The following is a 16,661-nucleotide window of genomic DNA, read 5'->3' on the forward strand; positions in this document are numbered from 1 at the left end:
CCCTCAGCTCGACGTTCCGATCGGCACCGAGCCGGCCCGCGCACCACCGGGACCTCGCCTGCGCGGTCCACGAGGACGCGCTGACGATGCCGCGGTGGCGGCGTTCTTCCACGCCCGGGCCGTCGACGCGCCGGTCAACGCCTTCGCCTCCGAGCAGTTCCTGCAGTCGTTCATCGAGGAGCAGGTCGAGCGACTTGCTCGCGGTCACCACCCGCAACCGTGACGACATCGAGGACATCGAGGAGTACGTCGCCCGCGAGCAGCGCGGGGCCGAGGTCGGCTCGACCACGCCCCGCCGGGCCGGGCCGGAGCAGAGGAGCACCGGCCACCACTCGGGCCGGTGGTGGCCGGTGGGGACGCGGTCACGACCGGCCTTCGGTACGCTGCGTGGTGCTCGCGGTCCCCGAGTCAGTGCAGGCGGATCGTCGGTCCGCGTTCGAGCGAGTCGTGAAGGCAGGTGGGTGCGGTGGCCGCCGCAGAGGTCTCCGGACGCGACGCGCTGCGATTGACGGCGTGGATGTGGGCGCTCACGATCATGTTCGCGTCCGTGGCCGTCCTCCGGTCCGAGCACCTCGGGATTCCGTTCCGGGACCCCGGCGGTGCGATGTTCCGCGGCCGGCTCGGCACGGCGCTCATGCTGCTGGCCGTGTTCGCCCTCGCCGACGCGCTGCTGAGGGGCCTGCGAACGGGTCCGGTGCGGTGGTCGTGGCGGGCCGCCGGTCGTCACCTGCGCCGCCGTTGGACGCCGCAGCGGCTGCTGCTGGCGTTGTCGGGACTGCTGGCCTACCACGTCGTCTACATCTCCTACCGCAACCTGAAGAGTTGGGACGCGCTCAACACCCCCCTCGACTCGGACCTCCTCGCGGTGGAGCGCTGGTTCCTTCTCGGCCACAGTCCCGCGGTGCTCCTCCACGGCCTGCTCGGAGAGGGCCAGGCCGCCGTGATCCTCGCGGTCGTCTACCGGTCGTTCACCTACCTGGTGCCCCTGTCGGTCGTCGGCACCCTCGCGGTGCTGCCCCGGGTCCGCGAGGCCTACGTGATGCTGTGCTCCGCCCTGTGGGTGTGGATCCTCGGTGTCGCGTCCTACTACCTCGTCCCGTCCCTCGGCCCGTTCGCGTCGGCGCCCGAGGAGTTCGCCGGCCTGCGGGCGACCGCGATCACGGCGACCCAGGTCAAGTACCTCGCTGAACGCGCCCACTTCCTCGCCGATCCGCACGCGGGCGACGCGTTCGTGAGCATCTCGGCGTTCGCGAGCCTCCACGTCGCGTTCACCTGCACGGTGCTGCTCGTCACCCGCTACTACGGGTGGCGGCGCATCGCGCACGCACTGACCGTCTACCTCGCAGCGACGATGGTCGCCACGGTGTACTTCGGCTGGCACTTCGTCGTCGATGACATCGCCGGTGTGCTGCTCGCCCTCACCGCGTTCACGCTCGGCCGGCTGATGGTCGACCCGGTCGGGCGTGGAGAGCGCTCGGCCGCGGACATCGCGGACAGCTCCGATGCTGGCCAGGACGCCGTGGCGTCGACATGAGCACGGTCACCCGCTCCGTCACGGTCGAGGCCGCAGCCATCGGCGAGGTCGCCAGCGGCTGGCGCCCGTCGATGCCGCCGCAGGTGCGGTGCTCCCTGCGCTCGCCCGTGACGGTGGCGATGCTCCTGTCCGCGACGCTGCAGGTCCTCTGGTGGCGGATCGTCGCGACCGGCGGCGGTGACCTCGCCGCCCAGGACGCCTGGGCGGAGTTCGCGCGGCTGTACCCCGGCAGCGCCTACAACCTGTCGTGGTACGGCGGCATGCACCCGGTGTCCTACAGCGTCATCTCGCCGTACCTGATGGCCGCGGTCGGCGTCCGGCCCACGCTCGTGGTGGCCGGGACGCTGTCGGCCGGGCTGCTGGCGTGGATACTCGTCGGCCGCCACGGTCGCACCGACGCCCGAGCGATGCTCGTGGCCGGGTACGCCGCGCTGGCGCTCGTCGGGAACGCCATCTCCGGCCGGGTGACCTTCGCGCTCGGCACCCTCTTCGCGCTGGCGGCGATCTCCCTGTTGCTCGGCTGGCCCAGCCGGAGGTCCCAGGCGGCCGCGGAGGAGCTGGCCCTCGGACCGGCACGAGGCGCCGCGGTCGCCCTCGCGGCCGGGCTGGCGACCGCTGCGAGCCCGGTCGCCGGGCTGTTCCTCGGCCTCGTCGCGGCGACCCTCTGGCTCCGCCGGCACCGCCCCGCGGCGTACGCCCTCGGGGTGACGCCGGTCGTCGTCGTGCTGCTGTCGGCGCTCCTGTTCCCGTTCTCCGGGACCCAGCCGATGCCGTGGTACTCCACGATCCTGCCCGTGCTGATCGGCGGCGCGGTGGCGCTCACGGTGCCCGAGCGGTGGCCGACCGTGCGCCTGGCCGCCGCGATCTACGCCCCGGCTGTCCTGCTCGTGTGGCTCGTCCCGTCGCCGATCGGCACGAACATCTCCCGGCTCGGGCTGCTGTTCGGTGGCGTGGTGCTGGTCAGCGCCGCGGCCGGCGGTGGGTGGCGGAGCTCGACGATCGCTCGGCGCCACGGCCTGCGGGTGGCCCGGGGGTTCCTCATCCTGGCCGTCCTGACGTCCTCGGTGTGGCAGGTCGCGACCGCGGCCCGCGACGTGGTCAGCGCCAGTGGGCAGACATCCTGGGGCCCGGAGGTGGCCCCGATCCTGACCGAGCTCCAGCAGCGCCACGCCGACCGGGGCCGGGTCGAGGTCGTCCCGACCCGCAGCCACCGCGAGGCCGCGGTGTTCGCGCCGCACGTCCCCCTGGCCCGCGGATGGAACCGCCAGGCCGACGCGGAGCGCAACCCGATCTTCTACCGCGACCGGCCGCTGACCGCGGACGCGTACCGGCGTTGGCTGCACCGGTGGGCGGTGCAGTACGTCGTGCTCTCCGCCGCGGAGCCCGACGACGCAGCCGTCGCCGAGACCGAGCTGATCACGGGTGGGCTGTCCTACCTCGAACCGGTGTGGTCGGACGAGCAATGGACGCTCTACGCCGTCCGCCGGGCCACGCCGCTGGTCGACCCGCCGGCGAGGATCCTCTCCTTCGACGCGGCGCACCTGACGCTGTACACCCCGCACGCGGGCGACGTCGTGGTCCGGATCGCCGACTCGCCGTGGTTGAGCCTGGTCGACGTCGACCCGACGCCACCCGCCGCCGGGTCCTCGGTCGCCCAGTGGTTCGCGGCCGACGCATGCCTGTCCGGCCTGGACTCCGTCGACCCCGCGGCCGATGCGCACCCGCACCGGCCCAACTGGCTGGTGCTGCACGCGCCGCGGGCCGGCACCTATCGGATCTCCGCGCCGTACAAGCTGCCTCGTGGCACCTCCTGCCCGTAGCCCTGGGTGCCGCCCCGTCAGCCGGGCGGGCGGGAGGTGGCGGTGGAGTTCGGGCAGAACGCCTCGCGCGGCGAGCCGGTGTGCAGCTCCTCGGGCAGTGTGATGCTGACGTTGTCAGTGGGCAGGCCGGTGAGCATGCCGGCGCGCTCGACCCGAAGCACCACCTCGGTGACGAAGGCCCCGGCCCGCGCCGAGAGGGTCTCGCAGCCGCCCATCAGCAGCGACAGCGTCACGGCGACGGACTCGCCGGGGGACAGGCGCAGCGTGGAGCGGCCGGCGTCGTCGGTCAGCCCGGAGTAGGTGAACAGCCGGCTCGGCGGCTGCTCGTCGGCCAGGCCGTGGACCGTGACCGGGATCCGGTCGTCGTTGGTCAGCTCGAAGGTGTAGCGCAGCGTGCCGCCGTCGTCGTACCGGACCCGCCGCACGGTGCGACCGGCGATCGCGAACACGCCGGTGGCCTCGGTGCCGGTGACCGAGGTCGGGCCACCCGCGGTCAGCGACGGGCCGGAGCGGGCCAGGGCGATCCCGCCCGCCGCCAGCAGGCCGAGGAGTACGGCGAGGACCAGGCCGATCCGCCGCCCGGACCTACGTGTCACGCGACCACCGGCGCCGCAGGCCCAGCAACAGCGCCAGGGCGCCGGCCGTCATCGCGATCGGGGCCACCAGCACCGTGCCGGAGGCCGGCTCGCCCGGGGCGGACACGGCGCCCGCGGCCGCCGCGGATCCTGGCTCGGTCGGGCTGTCGAACCACTCGCACGCCGGCGGGTGCTTCCAGGTCGGGTCGCTGCGGTCGTACTGGCTGCAGCTGAGGAAGCCGGCGTCCTTCACCGTCGCGCCCGGCAGGAAGACCGAGCCGCCGTCGGCACACGCGGGCGGATCCACGGTGAAGTTGTCGGTCTTCCCGGCCGAGCCGTAGTGGTTGTCCTCCCAGCAGTTGCCCACGCCCTGGTCGTCCCACCAGTGGTCCATCCCGTTCGGCCGCTCGTGCCCGGCGGGGTCGATGCCCATCTGGTTCTCGAACGTGTGGTTGTGGTTGGAGGTGTCGTAGAGGTGCGACGGGTCGTAGTCGTCGCGCAGCGGCGCCGGCACCCAGAACTGCATGGTGCCGTAGCGCCAGTTGTCGTAGATCCAGTTGTGGTCGGTCGAGTCGTAGTTGCCGCCCGCGATCAGCACGCCGGTCCCGACCGGTGTCGGCACCACCGGGCAGACCGTGCCGTCCATGTAGCCGCGCTGCTCCATCGGCTTGTCGCAGACGCCGGTGTCGACGAACTCGGTGTACCAGTTGGAGTTGTTGGAGTAGATCCGGTTGCGGTTCCAGCGCGCGTGGTCCTGCGGCAGCCCGGGGTGCCCGGGGAACAGCGAGTCGGTCGCGATCCCGGTCGCGTTGTCGTGGAAGTCGTTGTCGTGGGCCCAGATCGAGTTGCCGGCCGTTCCGGAGTAGCCCAGCGTGTTGTCGTGGCTGTCGTTGCCGCGGATCTCGATGGCGTAGCGGGTCGCCTCGAAGTCGGTGTTGTCGGCGTTGAGGTCGGAGCCGGAGCCGGGGTAGATGCCCGAGTCCCCGTTGTAGTAGGCCTCGGAGTCCTCGATCAGGCCGTGGTCGCTGGCGAACGCGAGGATGCCGTACTCGTCGTTGCCGCGCGCGACCACCCGGTCGATGACGAAGCCGTCGGTCTCCAGGACGTAGATCGCGTTGAACTCGGCCTGCTGGAAGGTCATGTTGCTCAGGTAGAAGCCGCCGGCCCGGTCCGCCCGGATCGCGTTGAGCTTCGCGAACCGGTTGTCCACCACGACGTCCGCGGGCGACCGGCCGGTGCCGACCAGCTGCAGCCCGCAGAGCCGGCTGTCGCAGCGGATGCTGTCGTTGCCGGGGGTCCGGTCGCCGAGGACCGCGATCAGGTTGAGGTTGTGCGCGCAGCGGCGCTGGTCGGCGTACGACAGCGCGATCGGGTTGGACTCGCCCGAGTCCTCGGCCGCCTGCTCGGCCCCCGGGTCGGGCGAGGAGAGGCTGCCGATGTACTCCGAGAACGGCAGCGGGGAGGTCGACGAGGTCTGCAGGTGCGAGCAGTAGTCGCTGCGCTCGGCGTTCGCGTACTTGGCCTCGTGGTAGGTCCCCGGCAGCACATAGACGGAGGTACGGCGCTGGCGGACCGAGTCGATCGCGTCCTGGATCGACCGGTACCGGCAGGAGTCGAGCAGCCGCTCGTTGCGGTCCTTGACCGCGCCGTCGGGCAGGGCGGCGACCAGCCGGGCGCTGTCGGCCTGGCAGACCACCCGCTGGCGGGGGTTGTCGAAGCCGAGGAACGCCGGCCGGTGGCCGGTGCCGTCCGGGAACTGCGCGGGTCGCTCCTCGTGGGCGCTCGCGGGCGCCGCTCCGACGAGCATCGTCAGCGCGGTCGCCGCGGCGACCAGGAGGACGGCCACGAGGGCCGGGAGTGGGGCAGGGGCTCGGCGCGTCATCGCAGGACCTTTCCGTCGGATCCCCCAACGACCCCGCGCGCGCCCGGGTTACGCGCCGCTCCGGCGCCCGAGCGCTCCGGTGCTCAGCCGGTCAGCCGGCTGGCCGTCCGGTCAGGAGCGCAGCCAGCGCAGCACGGTGGCCCGCACCTTCTCGGCCGAGCGCTCCAGCGGCAGTGCGCTGCCGGCGCCGGCGAAGGTGCGGGTGGTGACCCGCGTCGGGTACGCCGCGGCCTGCTGCTCGCGCGCGGCGGCCCGGTTCAGCGCGTCGTCGGCGCCGAAGAGCAGGAGCACCGGGGCGTCCACCTGGCCGGCGACCAGGTTCGAGGTCGCCAGCATCGGGCTCAGGCTGCGCACGTCGCCGCACGGGTCGTCGACCCGGAGGCGCGCCGCGGCGCGCTGGACCGCCGGCGGGGCGCTGGCGAACATCAACGCGCGGTAGCCGGCGCCGGTCCGGCTCAACGGGGCGTAGTCGGGCCCGCTCAGGCAGGCCGCGCTCTGCCGGGCAGCGGTCCGGGTCGCCAGGGACGTGGCGCCGCGGTCGGTCCAGGACATCAGCACCAGGCCGTCGACGTCGTCGAAGGTCCCCGCCTCGACCTGGGCGATCGCCGCGCCGACGGCGTGGCCGTGGGTGACGACGTGTGCGGCCGCGGGCGGGATGTCTCCGTGGGGCTCGGCGAAGGTGTAGTGCCCCGAGCGCACGTGCTGGACCACCTGGTGGAGCATGTCCGCCTGGGCGCCGAGGCAGGTCGCGTCGCCGTCCGCGAGCGGGCTGGCGCCGTAGCCGAGGCGGTCGAGCACGAGCGACGTCTCGCCCTGGCGGGCGAGCTGGCGGGCGTAGTCGTAGGCGGGGTGACCGGGGAGGCTCCAGAACCACGAGCCGGCGGCGAGGTCGTGGACCAGCACGTTGACGCGGAGCGGGCCGCTGTGACCGGCGACGGCCGGGCGCGGGCCGACCAGCCGGCCGCGGACCTCGTAGCCCTGGTTGTCGGGCACGCAGAGCACGGACGTGGCGTTGGTGTTCTCCAGCTCGAAGACCACCTCGCGCGAGACGACGGTGGCGCGGGCCGTGGCGGCCGGCGCCGGGGGAGCGGCCAGCAGCGCGCCGAGTAGGGCGGTCAGGACTCCGAGCAGCGTCAGTCTCACGCTGTTGAACATACGTCAATAGCGGGTGATGCGGAAATGTGACGTTGTTCGCCCGGGACCCTCGACGAGCGGCGTCCGCGCGGTTCCTCGCGGGCTCGCACCGGTTCGGCCAGACTGCAGCCATGACGGACCGGGTGATCGTGGTCGGCGCGGGCGTGATCGGCCTGACCTGCGCGGTCCGCCTGCTGCAGGCCGGGCACCGCGTCGACGTGGTCGCCCGCGACCTCCCGCTGGAGACGACCTCGGCGGTCGCCGGGGCATTCTGGTATCCCTACCGCGCGCTCCCGCGGGACCGGGTCGCGGCCTGGGCCGCGACGTCGTACGCCGTCTTCGACGCCCTCGCCGACACCGACCCGGAGTCCGGGGTGCGGATGGTGGCGGGCACCGAGGTGTTCATGGCACCCGAGCCGGACCCCTGGTGGGGTACGGCGGTGCCCGGCCTGACCCGCACCCGGGACGTCCCGCCCGGGTGGGTCGAGGGCTGGACGTTCACCACGCCGGTGGTCGACACCGGGGTGTACCTGACCTGGCTGGCCGGTCGGGTGGAGCAGCTGGGCGGCACGATCACCCGGCTCAACCTGGCCGCGCTGCCCACCGGTCGCGGCCTGGTGGTCAACTGCGCCGGCCTGGGCGCCCGGCTGCTCGGCGCGGACCGCACCGTGGTCCCGGTGCGCGGGCAGGTGGTCGTGGTCGAGCAGGCCGGCATCGACCGCTGGTGGCTGGACCGCTCGGGGCCGACGTACGTCGTCCCGCGCGAGCACGACGTCGTCGTCGGCGGCACCGACGTGGAGGGCGAGTGGAGCCGGACGCCGTCGCCGGCCACCGCCGAGGCGATCCTCGAGCGCGCCAGCAGGCTGGTGCCCCGACTGCGCGGCGCGCGGGTGCTGCGGCACCGGGTCGGCCTGCGACCGGTGCGCCCGGCCGTGCGGCTGGACCGGGTCGAGGACGTCATCCACTGCTACGGGCACGGCGGGGCCGGGGTCACCCTGAGCTGGGGCGTGGCCGACGAGGTGGTCGGGCTGGCCTCGGTCAGCGCGGGGGCAGGGGCGTGACGGCGACGACCGCCGCCGCCGGGATCGCGCCGTACACGTGGGGGAACAGCTCCGTGGCTCCCGGCGTGGGCGGCTCCTCGACGACGGGTACGCCGAGCAGGTCGGTGTCGATCTCGAGCAGCACCAGCGGCTCGTCGACGTCGGCGTAGAACGCGGCGCGCACCTGCTTCCACTGGTCCGCGCGGCTGGCGTGGATGAAGCCCTCCGCCTCGAGGCTCACCCCACGGGTCGAGGTCGTGTAGGAGCCGGCCCTCCGGGCCTCGGCCCAGTCGGCCAGCGTCGCGATGTGGAAGATCCGCACCTCGTCATCGTGGCTCATCGTGGCAGCCGGCCGACCTGGTCGGCGTACCAGCGGATGCCGGTGAGGTGCTCGGCGATCTCGCGCAGCGTCCAGCTCTCGCCGCGGGGCGCGTCCCACTCGGCCGGGCCGGCAGCGGCGAGCCGCAGCGCGAAGGTGCGGCCGAGCCGGCGCAGCCGCTGCCGGGCCTCGTCGAGGTCGAGCTCGGTGAAGCGGGCCCAGTCGGCGTCGACGGTCACCAGGCTGGCGTGCCAGTGGTCCGGCTCGCTCGGGACGCCGGCGAGCTGCGCCTCCACCTCGGCGAGGTGGTCGACGAGGTGGTCGGCGATCCGCCGGACCGCCTTGTGCGGCGTGTACACGCGATCGCCGTCCTCGCTCACCGCGGGACGGCCGTCCCACGACAGCCAGGTCGCGGCGACCTCCAGGCAGTGGTCGACGGCGGACTCGACGTGGGCACCGGGGTTCTCCATGCGCGGCACGCTAGGGCGCCGATGCTTCGACGCCGGGCGAAGCGTGCGCGTCGTACGCTCGCCGGGTGAGCGACACCGACCTCGCCGCCGTCGGCGCCCTCCTGGGCGACCCGAGCCGCGCCCGGATGCTCGACAGCCTGATGTCCGGCCGGGCGCTGGCCGCCGGCGAGCTCGCCCGCGTCGCCGGGGTCGCACCGTCCACCGCCAGCGAGCACCTCGCGCGGCTGCTCTCGGGCGGCCTGGTCGAGGTGGTGGCGCAGGGGCGGCACCGCTACTACCGGATCGCGGGCCCGGCGGTGGGCGCGGCTCTCGAGGCGCTGGCGCGCGTCGCTCCCGCGCTCCCGGTCCGGACGCTGCGCGAGTCGGGGCACGCGCGGGCGCTCGGGTTCGCCCGAACCTGCTACGACCATCTCGCGGGCCGATGCGGGGTGGCCCTGCACGACGCGCTGCTGGAGCAGCGGTGGCTCTCGGAGGCGTACGACGTGACCCCTGCGGGGGCGGTGGCGCTGGCGGGCTGGGGCGTCGACGTGGCGGCCGCCCGGGGAGGGCGGAGGTCGTTCGCCCGGCCCTGCCTGGACTGGACCGAGCGCCGGCCGCACCTGGCCGGCGCGCTCGCTGCCGGGATCGAGACCGCGCTGCTGGAGCGTGGCTGGTTCGTGCGCCGCTCGGGCTCCTCGCGGGCGCTGCGCCTCACCGAGGTCGGACGGGCCGGGCTGGCCGAGCTGGGCTGTGAGCTCACGCCGGCCTGACCCAGACCGAGACGTGCTTGGTGCTCGCCGAGGTGAACGGGCTTCGGTCCCAGTCGGCCCAGCGCTCGCTCAGCCCCAGGCCGGCGATGCGGGCCATCAGGTCGAGCTCGGCGGGCCAGGCGTAGCGGAACGGCACGCTTGAGCGCGTGTACGTCGCCGAGTCGGTCGAGCTGTAGTGGTGCGACCACATCAGCTGGGTGGCGGTGTCGTACTCGTCGATCCCGACGTGGTCGTCCGTGTGGTGGAACACCGCGAAGCGCGCCTCGCCCGGCAGCCGCCGCAGGATCGGGACGCCCGTCTCCACGACGAAGCATCCTCCGGGCTCGAGGTGGGCAGCCGCGGTCTGGAAGCAGCGCACCTGGTCGTCCTGGGTCGTGACGTTGCCGATCGTGTTGTAGACCAGGTAGACGAGGCCGAAGCGGCTCTCGACCCGGGCCTCGGTCATGTCCCCGATCGTGACGTTGACGCCCGCTCCTCCCGGCTTCGACCTCAGCACGGCCGCCATCGCCTCGGAGAGCTCGATGCCGTGCACCTCGACGCCCCGCCCGGCCAACGGGATGGCGACCCGGCCGGTGCCCACCGCGAGCTCCAGCGCCGGCCTGCCGCGGGCCAGGTCGGCCAGGAGGTCGACGGTCGGGCCGAGCACCTCCGGGGAGAACATCGGGTCCTCGGGATCGTCGTACCGCTCGGCGACCTCGGTGTCGAAGTGGTTCTCGCGCATGGTGGCCATCGTGCGGACGTGACCGCCGGGCTTCCACCGAGTTGCGGCGTGCGGCGCGGGCGGGCACGAGTGCGTGACCTGACGCGGCCCGGGCCGTTGACCGGGCATGCGCGTCACTACCCCAGCCCTTCCCTCGCCGCGGCCGCGCGTCGCGGTCGAGCGGGTCGTGGGTGCCTCACCGCGCGAGCGCCGTGGATCGGGTCGCCAGGGACACCGCGAGCCGATCGTGGTGCACGTCCCGGTGCCGCTCGGCCCGGGTGGCGCCTCCTGCGCGGTCCGCGACGCCTACCGGCTCGAGAGCGACCGGCGCGCCGTCGACGTCTACCTCTGAGCGCCCGGCGCGCTGAGCTGCTGGGTCGAAGGCAGCTCAGTCTCGATACGCCCGTCGCGACCTCCTGCGTCGGTCGCGGGGCTACTCGACCTGGCTGCTGGGTCTTTGACTCCCGAGCAAGCTCCGGAGTCGAAGGCAGTTCAGAACAGGCGGTGGCTCGGGTCGTCGAGGCCGCGCAGCGCGTCGTAGTCGACCACGGCGCAGGCGATGCCGCGGTCGGTGGCCAGGACCCGCGCCTGCGGCTTGATCTCCTGGGCGGCGAAGATGCCGCGCACCGGCGCGAGCAGCGGGTCCCGGTTCAGCAGCTCGAGGTAGCGGGTGAGCTGCTCGACGCCGTCGATCTCACCGCGGCGCTTGATCTCCACGGCCACGTTGCGGCCCTCGGCGTCCTTGCACATCAGGTCGACCGGCCCGATCGCGGTGGGGTACTCCCGCCGGACCAGGGTGAGGCCGGGGGAGAGCGTCGCCGGGTGCTCGGCCAGCATCTCCTGGAGGTGCTTCTCCACCCCGTCCTTCTGCAGGCCCGGGTCGACGCCGAGCTCGTGGAGCGACTCGTGGAGGACCTCCTCGATGAGGATCCGCAGGGTGTCGTCGTTCTTCGACGTCACCGTCCACTCGACCTGGCCCTCGTCGGTGGTGCCCTCGCGCAGCGTGCACGGCGGGGACATCCAGTTCAGCGGCTTGTAGGAGCCGCCGTCGGAGTGCACGAGGACGGATCCGTCCGCCTTGATCATCAGGACCCGGGTCGCCATCGGCAGGTGGGCGGTCAGCCGCCCGGCGTAGTCGACCTGGCAGCGGGCAACGACCAATCTCACGAGCACACCTCAGCACACGACGGATTCCGACCGGAGCAGCGTAAGGGACCGGCTGCTCAGGCGCGGCAGGCCCGGCGGGCGATCTCCTCGGCCTCGGTCATGGCCGCGACCTCCACCATCTGGAACCCGTGCCCGCTCTGGCCCTCCTGCCAGCCCTTGTTCGCCAGGTCGGCGACCGCGCTGCGGGGCACCACCGTGACGAACGCCTTCATGGTGGTCCGCTCCAGGAGCGGCACGAACTCCCCGCCGATCCAGTGGTTCATCTCGGCCGAGTACGCACCGACCGCCTCGCGGGAGTCGACGATCACGGTGCGCAGCGAGTGCTTCTGGATCAGCTCGAGCTGCTTGCCGAGGGCGGGCTTCACGGCCTGGTCCTGGTAGCGCAGCCAGCGCACGATCACGGCCTGCAGCTGGGGGGCGTGGGTGACCGAGACGACGCCCTGCACCTCCAGGGCCACCCCGCCTCTCGTCCCGGTGTCGTGGACGACCACCTCGGGCTCGGGCAGCCGGAACCGGTCGGTGACCGCGCCGAGGTCCGAGGAGAGGCTGGAGAGCTCGCCGGCCGCGCGCCGGGTGTGGGCGAGCTGCTCCATCGCGTGAGCGGTCGACGTGGCGACGCTCCCGACGGTCTCCGCGATCTGCTGCGACCCGTCTGCCGCCTCCAGCAGGCGCCGGCTCATCTCGGCGGTCGTGGCGGCCTGCTCCTCGATCGCGCTCGAGATCGTGGCCTGGTAGTCCGCGAACCGCCCGATCACCTCCTGGGTGCGCTCGAGCGAGCTCACGGCCGCCCGGCTGCCGCTCTGCAGGGCGTCGACCTGCTCGGTGATGTCCTCGGTCGCGTGCGCGGTCTCCTGGGCCAGGCTCTTGACCTCGTCGGCGACGACCGCGAAGCCCTTGCCGGCCTCGCCGGCGCGGGCGGCCTCGATGGTCGCGTTGAGCGCGAGCAGGTTCGTCTGCCCGGCGATGGCGGTGATCAGCCGCACCACGTTGCCGATCCGCTCGCTCGCGCTGTCGAGCTCGGCCATGACCGCGGCCGCCTCGGCCGCCATCGAGACGGCCTCCTGGGCGACCGCGACCGCCTCGGTGACGTTCCGCGCGATCTCGGTGACCGAGTCGCTCATCTCGCGGGCACCGGTGGAGACCGCCGCGACGTTGCTCGAGACGACCCCGGCGGCACTGCTGACCTCGGCCGCCCGGGTCGAGGTCTCCGCGAACGTCTGGCCCATCGCCTCGGTGGTGGCGGCCACCGACTCGGCGGTGCCGTTGAGCGAGCCCACGGAGTCGGCGACGTCGCGCATCGCGGTCCGGGTGCGCTCGCCGACCGCGGCCAGCGCGCCGGTGAGGGGTGCGCCGGTCCCGGAGCCGATGCCGCCGGTGGGACTGCCGGTCAGGTCGCCGGCGGCGAGCGCGTCGACGTACGCCGCGGCCCGCCCCAGGGGAGCGAGCACCCGGCGGTGCAGCACGGTGGCGGCGGCGGCGGTGAGGAGCGTGGTGAGCAGCAGCAGGACCAACGCCGCCCGATCGCCGCGGACGACCACGGCGGCGACCGCCTGGAGTCCCACGACGGCGCCCAGGAGGATCCGGACCGGAGGAGCGTGCGACGCATCGCGCTGCATGGGGGACCCCTTCGTTCGGCAAGGTCGGAGGGCATGCACCGACGGCCCCTTCTTCGGCAGGACGGGCGCCGAGTTGAGGAGAAGGCGCGCACTCGTGGCGTGGGTAAGTTACCGGCGGGTGAACTAAGTCACGGTGACCGGCCCGAACCCCTCGTGACACGATGCCCCGCATGACGAGCACCTCCACCGAGACCGCCGCTCCCGGAGCCGGGCGCGAGTTCCGCACGATCGGCGTCATCGGCCTGGGCACCATGGGTGCCGGCATCGCCGAGGTCTTCGCCCGCGCCGGCCACCCCGTGGTCGGCGTCGAGAAGGACGAGGAGTCCCTGGCCCGGGGCCGCCAGTACCTCGAGCACTCGACCTCCCGCGCGGTCAAGCGCGAGAAGATGACCGAGGCCGAGCAGGCCGAGCTGCTGGACCGGATCACGTTCACCACCGCGCTCAAGGACCTCGCCGACACCGACTTCGTCGTCGAGGCCGTGGTGGAGTCCGTCGAGACCAAGAAGGCGATCTTCCGCGACCTCGACGAGATCGTGCGCCCCGAGACGATCCTGGCCACGAACACGTCCTCGCTCTCGGTCACCGAGATCTCGACCGCGAACGGCAGCCCCGGCCGCGTGGTCGGCGTGCACTTCTTCAACCCGGCGCCGGTCCAGTCCCTGGTGGAGATCGTGCAGACGGTCGTGACCGAGCAGAGCGTCCTCGACGACGCGACGGCCCTGGTCACCAGCCTCGGGAAGGCGCCGGTCGTCTGCGGCGACAAGGCGGGCTTCATCGCCAACACGCTGCTCTTCGGCTACCTCAACCACGCGGTCGCCATGTACGAGGGCCGCTACGCCTCCCGCGAGGACATCGACGCCGCGATGCGCTTCGGGTGCGGCTACCCGATGGGCCCGCTCGCGCTGCTCGACCTGATCGGCCTGGACACGGCGTACGAGATCCTCGAGACCATGTACCGCCAGGGCCGCGACCGGCTGCACGCGCCGCGCCCGATCCTCAAGCAGATGGTCACCGCGGGCCGGCTCGGGCGCAAGACCGGGCGCGGGTTCTACTCCTACGAGGCCGCGGACAGCCCGGCGGTCGTCGCCGACGAGCTGACCCCGTCGGCCGACCAGAAGCCCCAGCTCCGCCACGACATCAAGCTGGTCGGGGTGGTCGGCACCGGCACGATGGCGACCGGCATCGTCGAGGTCTTCGCCAAGAGCGGGTACGACGTCCTCTACGTCGGCCGCTCCGCCGACAAGGTCGCGGGCGTCCGCGCCGCGATCGAGAAGTCCCTCGACAAGGCCATCCAGCGCGGCAAGCTCGAGGAGTCCGCCAAGGCGGAGGTGCTCGGCCGGCTGACCGGCAGCACGTCGCTGGACGACCTCGCGCCGGTCGACATCGTGGTCGAGGCGATCGCCGAGGACCTCGCGATCAAGACCACGCTGTTCGCGAACCTCGACGAGATCTGCCGGCAGGGGAACGGCGGGGCGGGCGCGATCCTGGCCACGACGACCTCGTCGCTCCCGGTCATCGAGTGCGCCCAGGCCACCTCGCGGCCGCAGGACGTCGTCGGCATGCACTTCTTCAACCCGGCGCCGGTGATGCGACTGGTCGAGGTGGTCTCGACGGTCGTCACCTCCGACGACGTCACCGAGACCACGCGGGCGCTGTGCGACCGGGTCGGCAAGGTCGCGGTCTCGTGCGGCGACCGGGCCGGCTTCATCGTGAACGCGCTGCTGTTCCCCTACCTCAACGACGCGGTGAAGATGCTCGAGGCGCACTACGCCACCGCCGACGACATCGACCTCGCGATGAAGCAGGGCTGCGCGCTGCCGATGGGCCCGTTCGAGCTGCTCGACGTGGTCGGCAACGACGTCTCGCTGGCGATCCAGCGCGAGCTGTACCTGGAGTTCCGCGAGCCCGGGTTCGCCCCCGCGCCGCTGCTCGAGCACCTGGTCACCGCCGGCTACCTGGGCCGCAAGACCAAGCGCGGGTTCCGGGACTACTCGGCCCGCTGAGGGCCAGCGGGTGTCGGTTTCCCCGGGTACCCGGGGAAACCAGCACTGTTCGGCCGAAACTTCGGCCCAGAAGCGCAGGCTTCAGCCGAACGGCGTGACTGGTGTGACGACGCCTCGGCGGGTCGTGGGGAGTGTCGGCTGCCACGGCTGGGTACGGCGTGCGTCATGGCAGTCGAAACCGGTCGGATCACCACCGACATCCCCGCCCGCCTGGACCGGCTCCCGTGGGCCCGTTGGCACTGGCTCGTCGTCGTCGGCCTCGGGACCGTCTGGATCCTGGACGGGCTCGAGGTCACCATCGTCGGCTCGATGTCCGACGCGCTCAAGCCGGACGGCACCGGCCTGGGCATGAACAACTTCGACATCGGCCTCGCGGGCTCGATGTACGTCGCGGGCGCCTGCATCGGCGCGCTGTTCTTCGGCCAGCTGACCGACCGGCTCGGCCGCAAGAAGCTCTTCCTCATCACGCTCGCCGTCTACACCGTGGCGACGGTGCTGACGGCGTTCTCGATGAACCCGATGTGGTACTTCGCGTGCCGCTTCCTGACCGGCTGCGGCATCGGTGGCGAGTACGCCGCGATCAACTCCGCCATCGACGAGCTGATCCCGGCGAAGTACCGCGGCCGGGTCGACATCGCCATCAACGGCTCGTTCTGGGTCGGCGCGGCCGGTGGCGCGCTGCTGACCATCCCGCTGCTCGACCCGACGATGATCGACCAGTCCTGGGGCTGGCGGCTCGCGTTCGGCCTGGGCGCGATCCTCGCCGTCGGGATCCTGGTCGTCCGGCGCAACGTCCCGGAGAGCCCGCGGTGGCTGTTCATCCACGGTCGTGAGGACGAGGCGGAGGAGATCGTCCGCGACATCGAGCGCACGATCTCGCAGGAGTCGGGCCGGGAGCTGCGTCAGGTCAGCGACACGATCACGGTGCGACAGCGCAAGTCGATCGGCATCGCCCTGATCGCGAGGACGGTGTTCACGCTCTACCCCAAGCGGACCGTGCTGTGCTTCTCGCTCTTCGTCGGGCAGGCGTTCCTCTACAACGCGTTCTTCTTCACGTACGGCGACACCCTGACGACGTTCCTCGGTGTCGAGCAGACCGGTTACTACATCGCGGTGTTCGCGGCCAGCAACTTCGCCGGGGCGCTGCTGCTGAGCCCGCTGTTCGACACCCTCGGACGGGTCAAGATGATCACCGCGACGTACATCGGGTCCGGGGTGCTGCTCGCCGTGACCGGCTTCTACTTGGGCAGCTTCGACGCCAAGACCCTCACGCTGATGGGCGCGATCATCTTCTTCATGGCCTCCGCCGGCGCCAGCGCGGCGTACCTCACCGCCAGCGAGGTCTTCCCGATGGAGACCCGGGCGCTGTGCATCGCGTTCTTCTACGCGATCGGCACCGCCGCCGGCGGCATCTCCGGGCCGCTGTTCTTCGGCTGGCTGATCGAGCAGGCCTCGGTGGACAAGGACATCACCCAGATCGCGATCGGCTACTTCGTCGGCGCCGCGCTGATGATCATCGGCGGCGTCGTCGAGGCCTTCCTGGGCGTCAAGGCGGAGGGCAGGTCGCTCGAGAGCATCGCCCAGCCGCTCACCGCCGAGGACACCGGCACCACCGGCTCCACGCAGCCCCAGCACGCCTGACCCACCGCCGG

Annotated in this window: 16 protein-coding genes; 8 read left to right on the forward strand and 8 right to left on the reverse strand. The window is 72.6% G+C overall.

Features of this window, described 5'->3' with window-relative positions; all coding sequences use genetic code 11:
• The first annotated feature begins 94 nt into the window (after positions 1 to 94).
• The 3 genes from QMC84_RS07590 to QMC84_RS07600 all read left to right on the forward strand — a co-directional run bounded on the left by QMC84_RS07590 (position 95) and on the right by QMC84_RS07600 (position 3,354).
• Positions 95 to 223 carry a hypothetical protein gene (locus QMC84_RS07590; protein ID WP_300373465.1) on the forward strand — a complete coding sequence of 43 codons (129 nt, stop codon included), beginning with the start codon at positions 95 to 97 and terminating at the stop codon, positions 221 to 223.
• Positions 224 to 466: 243 nt separating this feature from the next.
• Complete coding sequence (locus QMC84_RS07595) at positions 467 to 1,534, forward strand: phosphatase PAP2 family protein (RefSeq protein ID WP_300373467.1); 1,068 nt, start codon at positions 467 to 469, stop codon at positions 1,532 to 1,534.
• On the forward strand, positions 1,531 to 3,354 hold the full coding sequence (locus tag QMC84_RS07600) for an MFS transporter (protein ID WP_300373469.1): 1,824 nt from the start codon (positions 1,531 to 1,533) through the stop codon (positions 3,352 to 3,354). The genes QMC84_RS07595 and QMC84_RS07600 overlap by 4 nt, the downstream gene beginning before the upstream one ends.
• A gap of 17 nt (positions 3,355 to 3,371) precedes the next feature.
• Here QMC84_RS07600 and QMC84_RS07605 read toward each other — a convergent pair whose 3' ends face one another.
• The 3 genes from QMC84_RS07605 to QMC84_RS07615 all read right to left on the reverse strand — a co-directional run bounded on the left by QMC84_RS07605 (position 3,372) and on the right by QMC84_RS07615 (position 6,954).
• A complete protein-coding gene (locus QMC84_RS07605) occupies positions 3,372 to 3,950 on the reverse strand; it encodes a hypothetical protein (RefSeq protein ID WP_300373471.1) in 579 nt (192 codons plus the stop codon).
• A complete protein-coding gene (locus tag QMC84_RS07610) occupies positions 3,940 to 5,811 on the reverse strand; it encodes a right-handed parallel beta-helix repeat-containing protein (RefSeq protein WP_300373473.1) in 1,872 nt (623 codons plus the stop codon). The genes QMC84_RS07605 and QMC84_RS07610 overlap by 11 nt, the downstream gene beginning before the upstream one ends.
• A 111-nt stretch (positions 5,812 to 5,922) precedes the next feature.
• Entirely contained in the window at positions 5,923 to 6,954 is a 1,032-nt protein-coding gene (locus tag QMC84_RS07615; RefSeq protein WP_300373475.1) for a hypothetical protein, read from the reverse strand.
• A 122-nt stretch (positions 6,955 to 7,076) separates the two neighbouring features.
• On the opposite strand from QMC84_RS07615, the gene QMC84_RS07620 reads away from it, so the two are divergent.
• Complete coding sequence (locus QMC84_RS07620) at positions 7,077 to 8,006, forward strand: FAD-dependent oxidoreductase (protein ID WP_300373477.1); 930 nt, start codon at positions 7,077 to 7,079, stop codon at positions 8,004 to 8,006.
• On the opposite strand, the gene QMC84_RS07625 is transcribed toward QMC84_RS07620, so the two are convergent.
• Both QMC84_RS07625 and QMC84_RS07630 read right to left on the reverse strand, forming a co-directional pair.
• Complete coding sequence (locus QMC84_RS07625; protein WP_300373479.1) at positions 7,984 to 8,325, reverse strand: DUF952 domain-containing protein; 342 nt, start codon at positions 8,323 to 8,325, stop codon at positions 7,984 to 7,986. The two genes, QMC84_RS07620 and QMC84_RS07625, sit on opposite strands and share 23 nt — an antisense overlap.
• Positions 8,322 to 8,774, reverse strand: coding sequence for a hypothetical protein (locus QMC84_RS07630; RefSeq protein WP_300373481.1), 453 nt, complete (start codon positions 8,772 to 8,774; stop codon positions 8,322 to 8,324). The genes QMC84_RS07625 and QMC84_RS07630 overlap by 4 nt, the downstream gene beginning before the upstream one ends.
• 65 nt (positions 8,775 to 8,839) lie before the next feature.
• On the opposite strand from QMC84_RS07630, the gene QMC84_RS07635 reads away from it, so the two are divergent.
• Positions 8,840 to 9,523: a winged helix-turn-helix domain-containing protein gene (locus tag QMC84_RS07635; protein WP_300373483.1), complete on the forward strand. Its 684-nt coding sequence runs from the start codon at positions 8,840 to 8,842 to the stop codon at positions 9,521 to 9,523.
• Here QMC84_RS07635 and QMC84_RS07640 read toward each other — a convergent pair.
• Positions 9,510 to 10,244 (reverse strand): class I SAM-dependent methyltransferase, encoded by a 735-nt coding sequence (locus QMC84_RS07640; RefSeq protein WP_300373485.1) that lies wholly within the window; start codon positions 10,242 to 10,244, stop codon positions 9,510 to 9,512. The genes QMC84_RS07635 and QMC84_RS07640 overlap by 14 nt on opposite strands.
• A gap of 166 nt (positions 10,245 to 10,410) precedes the next feature.
• Between QMC84_RS07640 and QMC84_RS07645 the strand changes: the two genes are divergently transcribed.
• The gene (locus tag QMC84_RS07645) at positions 10,411 to 10,575 is read left to right on the forward strand and encodes a hypothetical protein (RefSeq protein WP_300373487.1); all 165 of its coding nucleotides are present in this window, start codon (positions 10,411 to 10,413) and stop codon (positions 10,573 to 10,575) included.
• A 140-nt stretch (positions 10,576 to 10,715) separates the two neighbouring features.
• Here the strand turns inward: QMC84_RS07645 and nucS are convergent, their stop codons facing one another.
• Positions 10,716 to 11,390 carry an endonuclease NucS gene (nucS, locus tag QMC84_RS07650; protein ID WP_300373489.1) on the reverse strand — a complete coding sequence of 225 codons (675 nt, stop codon included), beginning with the start codon at positions 11,388 to 11,390 and terminating at the stop codon, positions 10,716 to 10,718.
• 56 nt (positions 11,391 to 11,446) lie between these two features.
• Positions 11,447 to 13,006: a methyl-accepting chemotaxis protein gene (locus QMC84_RS07655; RefSeq protein ID WP_300373491.1), complete on the reverse strand. Its 1,560-nt coding sequence runs from the start codon at positions 13,004 to 13,006 to the stop codon at positions 11,447 to 11,449.
• A gap of 170 nt (positions 13,007 to 13,176) precedes the next feature.
• On the opposite strand from QMC84_RS07655, the gene QMC84_RS07660 reads away from it, so the two are divergent.
• Both QMC84_RS07660 and QMC84_RS07665 read left to right on the forward strand, forming a co-directional pair.
• Positions 13,177 to 15,009: a 3-hydroxybutyryl-CoA dehydrogenase gene (locus tag QMC84_RS07660; protein WP_300373493.1), complete on the forward strand. Its 1,833-nt coding sequence runs from the start codon at positions 13,177 to 13,179 to the stop codon at positions 15,007 to 15,009.
• 165 nt (positions 15,010 to 15,174) lie between these two features.
• On the forward strand, positions 15,175 to 16,650 hold the full coding sequence (locus tag QMC84_RS07665; RefSeq protein ID WP_300373494.1) for an MFS transporter: 1,476 nt from the start codon (positions 15,175 to 15,177) through the stop codon (positions 16,648 to 16,650).
• Positions 16,651 to 16,661 lie beyond the last annotated feature (11 nt).

Origin of the sequence: Nocardioides sp. (assembly GCF_030019515.1) — a bacterium.
Classification (GTDB): domain Bacteria; phylum Actinomycetota; class Actinomycetes; order Propionibacteriales; family Nocardioidaceae; genus Nocardioides.